At 68.6% G+C, this 11,830-nt stretch carries 12 protein-coding genes and 1 tRNA gene; 9 read left to right on the forward strand and 4 right to left on the reverse strand.

The genetic code is table 11. The features are described from left to right. Nucleotides 1-54: 54 nt before the first annotated feature. Both DMC64_RS08785 and DMC64_RS08790 read left to right on the forward strand, forming a co-directional pair. Complete coding sequence (locus DMC64_RS08785; protein WP_037334996.1) at nucleotides 55-1,497, forward strand: catalase; 1,443 nt, start codon at nucleotides 55-57, stop codon at nucleotides 1,495-1,497. Between the two features lie 433 nt (nucleotides 1,498-1,930). Further along, nucleotides 1,931-2,461 (forward strand): hypothetical protein, encoded by a 531-nt coding sequence (locus tag DMC64_RS08790; RefSeq protein WP_037334998.1) that lies wholly within the window; start codon nucleotides 1,931-1,933, stop codon nucleotides 2,459-2,461. A gap of 102 nt (nucleotides 2,462-2,563) precedes the next feature. On the opposite strand, the gene DMC64_RS08795 is transcribed toward DMC64_RS08790, so the two are convergent. Then, nucleotides 2,564-3,610: an alpha/beta hydrolase gene (locus DMC64_RS08795; protein ID WP_037335000.1), complete on the reverse strand. Its 1,047-nt coding sequence runs from the start codon at nucleotides 3,608-3,610 to the stop codon at nucleotides 2,564-2,566. Between the two features lie 147 nt (nucleotides 3,611-3,757). Between DMC64_RS08795 and DMC64_RS08800 the strand changes: the two genes are divergently transcribed. From DMC64_RS08800 to DMC64_RS08825, 6 genes are all read left to right on the forward strand, one after another. Then, the gene (locus DMC64_RS08800; RefSeq protein WP_037335002.1) at nucleotides 3,758-4,333 is read left to right on the forward strand and encodes an NADPH-dependent FMN reductase; all 576 of its coding nucleotides are present in this window, start codon (nucleotides 3,758-3,760) and stop codon (nucleotides 4,331-4,333) included. Between the two features lie 138 nt (nucleotides 4,334-4,471). Further along, on the forward strand, nucleotides 4,472-4,894 hold the full coding sequence (locus DMC64_RS08805; RefSeq protein WP_037335004.1) for an organic hydroperoxide resistance protein: 423 nt from the start codon (nucleotides 4,472-4,474) through the stop codon (nucleotides 4,892-4,894). 58 nt (nucleotides 4,895-4,952) lie between these two features. After that, nucleotides 4,953-5,429, forward strand: a complete 477-nt coding sequence (locus DMC64_RS08810) for a Dps family protein (RefSeq protein ID WP_037335006.1) — start codon at nucleotides 4,953-4,955, stop codon at nucleotides 5,427-5,429. A 126-nt stretch (nucleotides 5,430-5,555) separates the two neighbouring features. Then, on the forward strand, nucleotides 5,556-6,929 hold the full coding sequence (locus DMC64_RS08815) for a glutamate decarboxylase (RefSeq protein WP_125733149.1): 1,374 nt from the start codon (nucleotides 5,556-5,558) through the stop codon (nucleotides 6,927-6,929). 62 nt (nucleotides 6,930-6,991) lie between these two features. Next, nucleotides 6,992-7,618 (forward strand): TIGR03085 family metal-binding protein, encoded by a 627-nt coding sequence (locus DMC64_RS08820; RefSeq protein WP_037335009.1) that lies wholly within the window; start codon nucleotides 6,992-6,994, stop codon nucleotides 7,616-7,618. 10 nt (nucleotides 7,619-7,628) lie between these two features. Further along, on the forward strand, nucleotides 7,629-7,814 hold the full coding sequence (locus DMC64_RS08825) for a 2-hydroxymuconate tautomerase (protein WP_125733150.1): 186 nt from the start codon (nucleotides 7,629-7,631) through the stop codon (nucleotides 7,812-7,814). A gap of 14 nt (nucleotides 7,815-7,828) precedes the next feature. On the opposite strand, the gene DMC64_RS08830 is transcribed toward DMC64_RS08825, so the two are convergent. After that, nucleotides 7,829-9,673, reverse strand: coding sequence for a prolyl oligopeptidase family serine peptidase (locus DMC64_RS08830; protein ID WP_125733151.1), 1,845 nt, complete (start codon nucleotides 9,671-9,673; stop codon nucleotides 7,829-7,831). A gap of 39 nt (nucleotides 9,674-9,712) precedes the next feature. On the opposite strand from DMC64_RS08830, the gene DMC64_RS08835 reads away from it, so the two are divergent. Further along, a complete protein-coding gene (locus DMC64_RS08835; protein WP_125733152.1) occupies nucleotides 9,713-10,393 on the forward strand; it encodes a methyltransferase domain-containing protein in 681 nt (226 codons plus the stop codon). Between the two features lie 397 nt (nucleotides 10,394-10,790). Here DMC64_RS08835 and DMC64_RS08840 read toward each other — a convergent pair. Further along, nucleotides 10,791-10,864: transfer RNA gene (locus tag DMC64_RS08840), tRNA-Pro, on the reverse strand. Nucleotides 10,865-10,892: 28 nt separating this feature from the next. Further along, complete coding sequence (locus tag DMC64_RS08845; RefSeq protein WP_198941694.1) at nucleotides 10,893-11,819, reverse strand: metallophosphoesterase; 927 nt, start codon at nucleotides 11,817-11,819, stop codon at nucleotides 10,893-10,895. Nucleotides 11,820-11,830 lie beyond the last annotated feature (11 nt).

An 11,830-nucleotide genomic window follows, 5' to 3' on the forward strand; every position in this document is an offset into this window, starting at 1 on the left:
GCGAGAGGGTGGTGAGGACTGACCGCTCACCACCACGAACCAGGAGGCACCGGCGTGACCCTGCCGACCACGAACAACGTGGGCATCCCCGTCGCGAGCGACAACGACTCCCTGACGGTAGGCGCCAACGGCCCGATCCTGCTCCAGGACCACTACCTGATCGAGAAGAACGCCCAGTTCAACCGTGAACGCGTGCCGGAGCGCGTCGTCCACGCCAAGGGCGGCGGTGCGCACGGCTTCCTCGAGGTCACCGAGGACGTCAGTCAGTTCACGAAGGCCGCGCTGTTCCAGCCCGGTGTGCGCACCGAGAGCCTGGCCCGCTTCTCGTCGGTCGCCGGCGAGAACGGCTCGCCCGACACGTGGCGCGACCCGCGCGGCTTCGCGGTGAAGTTCTACACCTCCGAGGGCAACTACGACCTCGTCGGCAACAACACCCCGGTGTTCTTCATCCGCGACCCGATCAAGTTCCCCGACTTCATCCACTCGCAGAAGCGCCGCGCCGACAACCACCTGCGCGACCACGACATCCAGTGGGACTTCTGGACGCTGCGGCCCGAGTCCGCGCACCAGGTCACCTGGCTGATGGGCGATCGCGGCATCCCGTCGAACTGGCGGGAGATGGACGGCTTCGGCTCGCACACCTACCTGTGGGAGAACGCCGGCGGCGAGAAGTTCTGGGTCAAGTACCACTTCAAGACCGACCAGGGCATCGGCTACCTGTCGCAGGCCGACGCGGACCGCATCGCGGGCGAGGACTCCGACTACTACATCCGCGACCTGTTCAAGAACATCAAGCAGGGCAACCACCCCAGCTGGACGCTGTACGTCCAGGTGATGCCGTACGCCGAGGCCGCGGACTACCGCTTCAACCCGTTCGACCTGACCAAGGTGTGGCCGAAGGGCGACTACCCGCTGATCAAGGTCGGCCGCTGGGTGCTCGACCGCAATCCGGCGAACTACTTCGCGGAGATCGAGCAGGCCGCGTTCGAGCCGTCCAACCTGGTGCCGGGCATCGGCCCGTCGCCCGACAAGATGCTGCAGGGCCGCCTGTTCGCGTACCCGGACGCGCACCGCTACCGGATCGGCGCGAACTACACGCAGCTGCCGGTCAACGCGCCGAAGTCGCCGGTGAACAGCTACTCGCGCGACGGTGCGATGCGCTACAACAACCCGGGCGACCCGGTGTACGCGCCGAACTCCTACGGCGGCCCGCACGCGAGCGCGGAGATCGCCTCCGAGACCGCTTCGGGCTACGGCGTCGAGGACGAGGTCATCCGGTCGGCGTACAAGCTCCACGCCGAGGACGACGATTTCGGCCAGCCGGGCACTCTCGTCCGCGAAGTGATGGACGACGCGCAGCGCGAGCGGCTCGCGAACAACATCATCGGCCACGCCTCGAACGACGTCTCCCGGCCGGTGCTGGAACGCGTCTTCGAGTACTGGCGGAACGTCGACAAGGACCTCGGCGACAAGGTCGCGGACGCCTTCCGCGAGTAGAAGGACCTCTTTCGAGAGGCTGCTCCCACCACGGAACGCCCCCGGTGCCCGCACCGGGGGCGTTCCCATGTCCCCACTCGCATGTGAAGCCAGAAGGTGGCGTGGCGTGCGTGGGGGACACCCCGAGTGGAGCAGTGCGACACGCCTGTCCGACGGAGTGATGAAGCCAAACGATCACCGTTTACACCGCTGTGGGTGAACGAGCCGCTCCACGGTGGAGATCGGTCACAGGTGGTCATAAATCGGCGGGAAAAGGATGATCTTCAGGGGGAAGCACAAGATTTCGACGTTAATCAATTGCGGGGGTCTTCCCCGGGAATGAATCCGGCACGTAAGGGTTAGAAAAGTGTTCCAACCGGTGATCGGGTGGTGTTCGGCCGATACGGCGGGTATCGATTTACCTCGTCAGGTCCCAGAGGCCAGGAGGTAAGGAATGAAAGGCAACATTGCCCGGATGATTGCCGTGGTCGCCACCGGCAGTCTGTTGGCGGTGGCCTCGGCCGGCGCCGCGACGGCTGGTACCGATGGTGGAAAGGGTTCGTCGAACACGCAGGCGCTCGCCGCGCAGGTGCTGCAGATGCGGGACGGCCTCACCAAGGTGGCCTACGCCGGTGACGTCGCCAAGACGCGGGCGGACTTGGACAAGCTGAGCCCCGTCCTCGGTGACATCGCCGCGGGCAAGCGCTACCAGATCCAGACCGAAACACAGAAGCTCGGCGACCTGGCCCAGGGCCGCTCCGTCGAGTCCAGCAGGCTGCTGGCCGACCCGACCGCCAAGGCACGTCAGCTGCCGCCGCTGCCGGTGCCGATCCCGTCGCTGCCGGACCTTCCCGGACCGCTGAAGATCGTCAGCGACCTGGTGAAAGCACTGCTCACGGCCGTGACCGGCATCCTCGCCGGCCTGCTCGGCGGACTCCCCGTCCCGCCGCTTCCGGTGCCGCCCGTGCCACTTCCCACGCCCTAGGAGACCGAGGGAGTCGTCAGGTTCCGCCGTGCAGGGCGGCGGGCCACGAAATGGGGGCCGGGGCCCGAGTGGGGACATTTCTCCTCACTCGGGCTCTGGCCGTCACCGGGGCGCGAGGCCCACCCGCAACGCTCCCGCCGCCTCGGCCGTCGCCTCGCGGAACCGCCGTCCGACGCCGAGGAAGTTGAGGTACCCGTGGATCAGGTCCGGCTGGCGGCTGAGCGCCACCGGCACCCCGGCCTTCCGCAATTTCTCCGCGTACGCCTCGCCCTCGTCGCGCAACGGATCGAATCCGGCCGTCGCGATATACGCGGGCGGTAATCCCGAAACGTCGCCGTGCAACGGGGAGAGTTTCGGGTTGTACAGATCGGTGCCCTTCGGCACGTAATGTCCTTCGAACCAGGACATATCCGAATCGGTGAGGAACAGGTCCTCCGCGAACAATTCCCGGGAGCGGCGGCGCACGGTGAAATCGGTCGCCGGATAGAACAGCAGCTGGAACGCCGGGATCCCGCCACCGCGTTTCACCGCCTGCTGCGCCGTCACCGCCGCCAGGTTCCCGCCCGCGCTGTCGCCGCCGACGGCGATACGTGCCGGATCGGCCCCGAGGTCCCTCGCCTTCGCGTAGGCGTACTCGAACGCCGCGATCGCGTCTTCGGTGGCACCGGGGAACCGCGTCTCAGGCGCGAGCCGGTATTCCACCGAAAGAACCCGCACGCCCGCCTGTTTCGCCAGGTAGCGAACGCTGTTGTCGTGGGAAGCGCGGCTCCCGACCACCCAGCCTCCGCCGTGGAAGAACACCAGCAGCCCGGACGGATCCGGCAACCCGGCCGGGGTGTAGAGCGTGGCCGGCACGTCGCCGTCGCCCGTGGGGATGAGCAGTTCCCTGGTGGCGACCGGCTCGATCGTCGGCCCGCTCACCAGATGCCTGCTCGCCAGGAGCATGCTGCGCGACTCTTCGACGCTTCCCCGTACCAGCGACGCCTTCGCCAGCTTCTGCAGGCGGAGCAGGAGCTGGGCGTCCAGCGCCAGTTCCTGCCCGTCCAGGCGGAGCGGCGGCCCGGCGATGGCCCGTCTGACCGGCTTCGGGAGCCAGAACGCCAGCTGGGAAAACGCGGCCTCGGCACGGATCTGGAGCGGTATCGCCATGCTTCCTCCTGGGGGCTTCCGGCCAGGTTACTTTCGAGTAGGTATGCCGTCCAGCGGGACCGGGCCCGTTGCGGCGAACGGGTGTGACGCAGACCTCCGTTCCAGATCCTGGTCCTCCACTTAAGTAGAGGGGTTAGCCTCGAAAGCGTGACTTCGACGAATTCGGTGCATGTCCTCGGTATCGGCGGCTCTCTGCGGGAGGGCTCGCAATCCGAGCGCGCGCTGCGGATCGCCCTCGGCGCGGCGGCCGAGGCCGGGGTCACCACGGAGCTGATCTCCGGGCCTGAACTGGTGTTGCCGTTCTACGACACCGCCTTGGACGAGCGGCACGAGCGCGCCACCCGGCTGGTCGAAGCGGTCCGCCGCGCCGACGGGATCGTCGTGGTCTCGCCCGGTTACCACGGGGCGCTGTCCGGCCTGGTCAAGAACGCCCTGGACTACGTCGAAGACCTGCGCGACGACACCCGCCCGTATCTCGACGGCCGGGCGGTCGGTCTCGCCGCCGTCGCCTACGGCTGGCAGGCAGCGGTCACCACGCTGGAGCAGCTGCGCACGATCACGCACGCACTGCGTGGCTGGGCCACCCCTTTGGGTGGTTCGATCAACACCGCGGAGACCAAGTTCGACGAAGCCGGCGGCGCCTCGGACGAGAAGAGCGTCCGCACGCTCCGCCTGATCGGAAGCCAGGTCGCCGAGTTCGCGCTGAGTCGCGCAGGTCACTAGTCGTTTGTTCCGATCGTCGTCCGGGTAATTCCCGGACGTGATGCCTGCCATGGGGTGGCAAGGTTTCGCGGTTGCGGGACGTTGACACCGAAGAGACGCTCAACGGGGCGTGTCTTGAGACCAGAAGGTAGGCGAAGAATGGCTGAGGCTCTGTACACCGCTGTGGCCACCGCTCGCGGCGACGGCCGCAACGGTGAGGTCACCTCCTCCGACGGCGTCATCGACGAGTCGCTGGCGATCCCGAAGGAGATGGGCGGGCCGGGTGGGGACAAGACGAACCCCGAGCAGCTCTTCGCCGCCGGCTATTCCGCCTGTTTCCACTCCGCGTTGCAGCTGGTCGCGCGCCAGGCGAAGGTGAAGCTGGACGGCTCCACCGTCACCGCCGAGGTCAGCGTGCTCAAGCAGGACGTGGGCTTCGGTCTCGGCGTGGCGCTCAAGGTTTCGCTGCCCGGCCTGGAGCAGGCGCAGGCCGATCAGCTCGTCGAGCAGGCGCATCAGGTGTGCCCCTACTCGAACGCGACCCGCGGCAACATCGAGGTCGCCCTGTCCGCGACGGTCTGATCCCGTCCACGGCAGGTCCATTCCCGAACCGACTGATTTCTGAAAGGAAGACCGAAAAATGGGCAAGTCTCCGATCCAGAGTCCGTTGAGCGAAGCCGACAAGGAGATCACCGGTAACGCCTTGCAGGCCACGCTGGTCGATCTGGTGGACCTGTCGCTGATCGCGAAGCAGGCCCACTGGAACGTCGTCGGCGCGAACTTCCGCAGCGTGCACCTCCAGCTCGACGAGCTGGTCGACACCGCGCGCCAGTACGTCGACGAGGTCGCCGAGCGCGCCAACGCCATCGGTGTCTCGCCGAACGGCCAGGCGAAGGCCGTCGTGGAGAGCTCCGGCCTGCCGGCCTATCCCGACAACTGGCAGTCCGTCGAGTCCACGGTCGCCGCGATCGTCGGCATCCTCGCCGCGCTGATCGAGCGGCTGCGCAAGCGCATCGACGAGACCGACAAGAGCGACCTGGTCACTCAGGATCTGCTCATCGCGATCACCCAGGAGCTCGAAAAGGCGCACTGGATGTGGCAGGCGCAGCAGGCCTGACCCCCTCCGGTCCCGCGGATGTCAGGAAAGGGTCGTTCAGGACGAAAAACGTCCTGAACGACCCTTTCCTGACATTTGGGGGCTGACCGAAGTGCCCTCGCCCGCCAGCGGGGATAAGTTCAGATCATGGTGCTGCACAAGGGAACCGCGTCCGATCCGGACCGCAAGACCGGGGCCAACCCGCTGTACGCCGGCGCGTATCCCGCGCTCGCCGCGAACATCCGTCTCCCGCACGACAGCCTCGCCGAAGACCCGCTCCCGCCCGACACCGCGCTCCAACTGGTGCGCGACGAGCTGATGCTCGACGGGAACGCCCGGCTCAATCTCGCCACGTTCGTCACCACGTGGATGGAACCGCAGGCCCGCGAGCTGATGGCCGAATGCGTCGACAAGAACATGATCGACAAGGACGAGTACCCGCAGACCGCGGAACTCGAGCGGCGCTGCGTGAACATCCTCGCCGATCTGTGGCACGCGCCCGATCCCACCGCGATCATGGGCTGCTCCACCACCGGTTCGTCGGAAGCCTGCATGCTCGCCGGCATGGCGTTGAAACGCCGCTGGTCGAAGCTGGGGCGCACCGGCAAGCCGAATCTGGTGATGGGCGCGAACGTCCAGGTCTGCTGGGAGAAGTTCTGCGAGTACTGGGAGGTCGAGCCCCGGCTGGTGCCGATGGACGGCGACCGCTTCCACCTCACCGCCGACGAGGCGATCGCCCGTTGTGACGAGAACACCATCGGCGTCGTCGCGATCCTCGGGTCCACTTTCGACGGCAGCTACGAGCCCGTCGCCGAGATCGCCGCAGCGCTCGACGGCCTGGCGGAACGCTCCGGCTGGGACATCCCCGTGCACGTCGACGGCGCTTCGGGCGCGATGATCGCGCCCTTCCTCGATCCGGATCTGAGCTGGGACTTCCGCCTGCCGAGGGTGGCGTCGATCAACACCTCCGGGCACAAGTACGGGCTCGTCTACCCCGGCGTCGGCTGGGTGCTGTGGCGTGACAAGGACGCGTTGCCGGAGGAGCTCGTCTTCAACGTCAACTACCTCGGTGGCGACATGCCGACTTTCGCGCTGAACTTCTCCCGTCCCGGCGCCGAGGTGGCCGCGCAGTACTACACGTTCGTCCGGCTCGGCCGCGAAGGTTTCCGTGCGGTGCAACAGGCTTCGCGTGACGTCGCGACCCAGCTGGCGGACGGGATCGCCGAGCTGGGCCCGTTCCGGCTGCTGACCCGCGGCGATCAGCTGCCCGTGTTCGCCTTCACGACGAAGCCGGACGTCGAGGGCTTCGACGTCTTCGACGTGTCACGGCGGCTTCGCGAGCGTGGCTGGCTCGTCCCGGCGTACACGTTCCCGGAGAACCGGACCGATCTCGCGGTGCTGAGGATCGTGGTGCGCAACGGTTTCACCCACGACCTCGCCGATCTGCTGCTCGCGGATCTCCGCCGCCTGCTGCCCGAGCTCGATCACGGCCCGCGACGGCGGACCGCGTTCCATCACTGAGCCGGGTGCCCTGCGTCACGCCGGATTTCCCCCGGCCCTACCGGCGCGTAACGTCGGGGGGTATGGGAGTCGCCGGAGACGAACGTCGTGCGTTGAGCGAGCTTTTCGAAGAGGTCGGCCCGGACGCGCCGACCCTGTGCACGGGCTGGAAGACGCGGGATCTCGCGGCCCATCTGCTGGTCCGCGAGCGGCGGCCCGACGCGGCGCCCGGCATCCTGGTGCCCGCGCTCGCTTCGTACACGCAGCGGGTGCAGGACTCCTACGCCGCGCGGCCGTGGTCCGAGGTCGTCGGCAAGGTCCGGTCCGGCCCCGCCTGGTACTGGCCGACGTCGATCGGCGCGGTCGACGAGCTGGCGAACAGCGCGGAGTTCCTGATCCACCACGAGGACGTCCGCCGGGGGCAGCCCGGCTGGGAGCCGCGCCCGGCGGACTCCGCACGGGACGCGGCGGCGTGGAAGTCGGCGAAACAGGCCTCGAAGCTGAACCTGCGGAAATCACCGGTCGGCGTGATCCTGAAGACCCCCGAAGGCCGCGAAGCGCGGGTGAAGGAGGGCCCGGACACGGTGACCGTGATCGGTGCGCCGATCGAGCTACTGCTGTTCGTCTTCGGCCGTGACGCGGCCCGGATCACCTTCGAAGGCGACGCCTACGCCGTCGACCGTCTGCGGAAGCACGACCGCGGGCTTTAGAGTTCCGGCCATGCCGATGATCAATGTTTCGATGTTCCCCGGCCGCACGGCCGAGCAGAAGCAGGCCCTCGTGCGCGAGGTGACCGACGCCTTCGTCCGCACCTGCGGCGGAAACCCCGAAGGCGTCTGGGTGACCATCAACGAGATTCCCGCCGAACACTGGGCGTCCGGCGGGACTCTCTTCTCCGAGCGCTGACCCGTTGGCCGGGGTCAGCGAAGCCCGACCGCCCGCTGCGCGAAGAACACCTCGATCGCGGTCTGCTTGATCGTCTCGGCGATCACCAGCGAACCGTGGCCCGCGTCGAACCGGTAGAACTCGAACGGGATCTCCCGTTTCGCGAGCCGGTCGAGGTAGTTCTCGACCTGCCGGATCGGGCAGCGCGGGTCGTTGTCCCCGGCGAGCACCAGCACCGGCGCCGTCACGGCCTCGACGTAGGTGATCGGCGAGCATTCCCGATACACCGCAGGCACCGTCTCCGGCGAACCGCCGAACAGCGCCCGGTCGAACGACCGGAGCTGCTCCATCTCGTCCTCGTACGCGGCGACGTAGTCGGCCACCGGCACCCCGGCGATCCCCGCCGCCCAGCGCGCGGGCTGGGTGCCCAGCGCCAGCAGGCTCAGATAGCCACCCCACGAAGCACCGTTCACCACGCACTTCTCCGGATCTGAGAGTCCACTTTGGACCGCCCAGTCGTGCACGGCCGCGACGTCTTCGAGTTCGGTCAGGCCGGGACGGCCTTCGATGGCGTCGCGCCAGGCCGAGCCGTACCCGGTCGAACCGCGGTAGTTGACCTCGACGACAGCGAATCCGGCGTCGAGCCAGACGGCGCGGTACGCGGAGAAGCGGTCCTCGTCGGCCGAATGCGGCCCGCCGTGCAGGGAGAAGACCGTCGGCAGCGGACCTTCGGGCGCGTCGGCCGGACGCGAAACCAGCGCGTGGATCTGCCCGCCGATCCCGTCGACGAACGCGTCGGTGACCGGGGAAGACTCCGGGGCGCGCTCACCCGGCGGCTCGAGGAGCACGGAGTCTTCGCCGTCCGCCGTCCGCGCGCGCACCGCCGTCGGCTGCGCGGCACTGGACCACGAGTACTCGACCGTGCCGTCGGGCCGCACGCCCGCGCCGCCGATGCGGCCGGGCGGCGTGTCCAAAGAGGACAGTTCGCCGCTCGCGAGGTCGTACCGGTGCAGGGAACTGCGGCCTTGGTGGAAGTGGACGACGAGCAGCGCCCGTGCGTCGGGGTACCAGCCCGCGACCACCTCGCCGGGCAGATCCAGCTCGATCTCCTGCTCGGTGTCCGCGGCGGTGTCCCAGATCAGGAGCTCTTCGCGGCCGCGCCGCTCGTGCAGCACCAGCAACCGCTGATCGCCGGCGACCGGCGAGTACTCGAGCGCGCCGAGGCCTTTGCCCTCGCCGTCCCATTTGTCGGCGATCGTCGTGAAGCCGTCGGTGGACAGGACCCGCAGCGCGGGGTGGCGTGAATCACCGTGTTCGGAGTGGGAGATCGCGAGCAGCGACTCGTCGCGGGACAGGGAGGCGATCCCGGCGTCGTCTTCGTGCTTGTAGAAGCTGGTGGTCTCGCCGTCGATATGGGCGAAGAGTTCGCTGCCGTCGTCGGTCGAGACGCCGACGGCGATCACCCGCGTGCCGATCTCGAGCCCGGCGGGGTAGCCGTCGTGGACGCCCGGCACCGCGCGCTCGGCGGCGGCGCCCGGTGCGAACGGTTCGCGGACCCAGGAACCGAATTCGTCGCCGTCGGTGTCGTTGAACCACCAGATCCAGCGGCCGTCGGGGGACGGGGTGGCGTGCATGGTGCCGTTCGGCCGGTCGGTGACGCGGCGGTGTTCGCCGGTCGACCGGTCCCAGGAATAGACCTCCCAGACGCCGCTGGCGTTGGAGACGTAGACGTTCGCGTCCGGCGCGTCGATGGCCCACTCGGGGACCGAGATGCGCGGCGCGTGGAAGCGGGCCCGCCACCTCGTCTCGGCTTCGGCGTCGTCGAACAGGCGGTCCGGGACCGCCGCGGACGGATATTCAGTGCCTGACTGCGTGCTCACCCCTCGATCCTGCCACTCGGGAGCCGTACTGTGTGCGGGGTGCTGGAGGGAAACGCGCCACGCGCGCGGTCCGCGCGTCAGGCGGTCGAACGGGCCGTGTTCGCGCAACCGCTGTTCGGGCCGGGGATGGGGTGCGTCGACGTCGGCTGCGGGCCGGGTTCGATCACCCTCGGTATCGGCAACGGGCACAGAAAGTCCACAGTGGACTTCTTGGTGGCGGAGGCGTGCGCGTTGCCGTTCGCCGAGGATTCGGTGGACGTGCTCTTCGCGCACGCCGTCTTCGAATACCTGAGGGAACCGGGCGCCGCGCTCGCGGAGTTCCGTCGCGTCCTCAAACCGGGCGGCACCCTCGCACTGTCCACATCGGACTGGAGCCGGGCGCGTCTGCGGCCGAAGACGGCGAATGTCGACGCCGCCCTTCGTGGCCACTATCTGCTGTGGCGCCGCGCGGGCGGCGACCCGTTCGCCGGGCGTTCGCTGCCCGCGGCGGTCACGGCCGCCGGTTTCACCGATGTACGAACGAAAACCCGCTACCGCACGGACACGACTTACCGCGCGCTCGCGACGTCCGTGGAGGCGCGGCTGGTGACGGCGCTGGAAACCGCGACGACCCCGGACCGCGACCAGCTCGCGTCGGCCGCCCGCTCGGCCTGGTCGTGGGCGCGCTCGGGGGACGGGGATTTCGCGCAGTGCTGGACCGAGTTGCTCGCCACCCGCTGAGCGCTCTTGCGGCGTCCCCAATGTGGCATTGGGGACGTTGAGTGTCCCCAATGCCACATTGGGCGCGCCTCAACGCTCGTTGTCCACAGGCGTTCATAGTTGTGGACAACCAAGGCCGCCGGCGGCCCTTTCGCCCAGTCCCGACGCCCCTCGGCGATACGCTGGAGCCGGGGTCGCCCCCCTGGGAGTGGCGGGGGCTGCGCGGGGGTCCTGTGTTGGGGAGCGCGTGGGCGGGGGCCTGTCCTGAAGGGGGCCTTTGGGACGTTGAGTGTCCTGAAGGTGGCCTTCAGGACACGTTTCCCATGTCACACGGGGACATCCGGCGTCAGCCCTGCGGAAGCCCGCAACGCGAAAGAGCCTTGCTCGCCGAAGCGAGCAAGGCTCTTTCGATCTTGCGTCGGGGTGGCGGGATTCGAACCCACGACCTCCTCGACCCGAACGAGGCACGCTACCAAGCTGCGCCACACCCCGGATACTTCTTAGCGGGTCGAGGAGAAGTTTAGCGGACCGTGTTTCGGGCTTTGCGGGGGGCTGCTTTCCGGTGGTTCTCGCTGGTCGTGCCGCGTGGGACGAGGGTCAGCAGGCTCGCCTCGGGCGGGCACGCGAAGCGGGCCGGGGCGTACGGAGAGGTGCCCAGTCCGGCGGAGACGTGCAGCCACATCTGGGCGCCCCAGCGGGACGCGCCGCGGGCGCGGGTGCGGTCCAGTTCGCAGTTGGTGACGAGCGCGCCGTAGCCGGGGACGCGGAGCTGCCCGCCGTGCGTGTGGCCCGCGAGGACGAGGTCGTAACCGTCGCCGGCGAACTCGTCGAGCACGCGGGGCTCCGGCGAGTGCGTGACGCCGATGCGGACGGCCGCCGCGGTGTCCACGGGGCCCGCGATGTCGGCGTAGCGGTCGCGGTGAAGGTGCGCGTCGTCGACGCCCGCGGTGAACACGTACTGGTCGGCCACCTCGATGGTGCGCCGGACGTGGGTGAGGTCGTTCCACCCGTGCTCGACGAACGCCGCGCGGAGGTCGCGCCACGGCAGGTGCTCGCCGTGGATCCGCTTCTTCTTGCCCTTCGGCATGAGGTAGCGGGCGGGGTTCTTCGGTTTCGGCGCGTAGTAGTCGTTGCTGCCGAAGATGAAAACCCCGGGCCGGTCCAGCAAGGGGCCGAGTGCGCGCAGCACGGACGGGACGGCCTGGTGATGTGACAGGTTGTCACCGGTGTTGACGACGAGGTCCGGTTCGAGTTCGTCGAGCGCCGCTACCCAGCGTTGTTTGCTCACGTGGCCGGGCAGCATGTGCAGATCAGAGATGTGGAGGATCGTGAAGGGCTTCGCCCCTGCCGCGAGGACCGGGAGCTCCGCGGTGCGAAGCGTCCACCGGCGCCTTTCGATACCGACCGCGTAACCGAGGGTCGCGGCTCCCAGGGCGACGGTTCCCACGGCCAAGCGCC

The organism is Amycolatopsis sp. WAC 04197, assembly GCF_003947475.1.
Lineage (GTDB): Bacteria > Actinomycetota > Actinomycetes > Mycobacteriales > Pseudonocardiaceae > Amycolatopsis > Amycolatopsis japonica.

Bases quoted from the DNA above. Each gene is read 5' to 3' on its own strand.
- DMC64_RS08790 (WP_037334998.1), top strand. From the start codon at position 1,931: ATGAAAGGCAACATTGCCCGGATGATTGCCGTGGTCGCCACCGGCAGT.
- DMC64_RS08795 (WP_037335000.1), bottom strand. From the start codon at position 3,610: ATGGCGATACCGCTCCAGATCCGTGCCGAGGCCGCGTTTTCCCAGCTG.
- DMC64_RS08805 (WP_037335004.1), top strand. From the start codon at position 4,472: ATGGCTGAGGCTCTGTACACCGCTGTGGCCACCGCTCGCGGCGACGGC.
- DMC64_RS08810 (WP_037335006.1), top strand. From the start codon at position 4,953: ATGGGCAAGTCTCCGATCCAGAGTCCGTTGAGCGAAGCCGACAAGGAG.
- DMC64_RS08815 (WP_125733149.1), top strand. From the start codon at position 5,556: ATGGTGCTGCACAAGGGAACCGCGTCCGATCCGGACCGCAAGACCGGG.
- DMC64_RS08820 (WP_037335009.1), top strand. From the start codon at position 6,992: ATGGGAGTCGCCGGAGACGAACGTCGTGCGTTGAGCGAGCTTTTCGAA.
- DMC64_RS08825 (WP_125733150.1), top strand. From the start codon at position 7,629: ATGCCGATGATCAATGTTTCGATGTTCCCCGGCCGCACGGCCGAGCAG.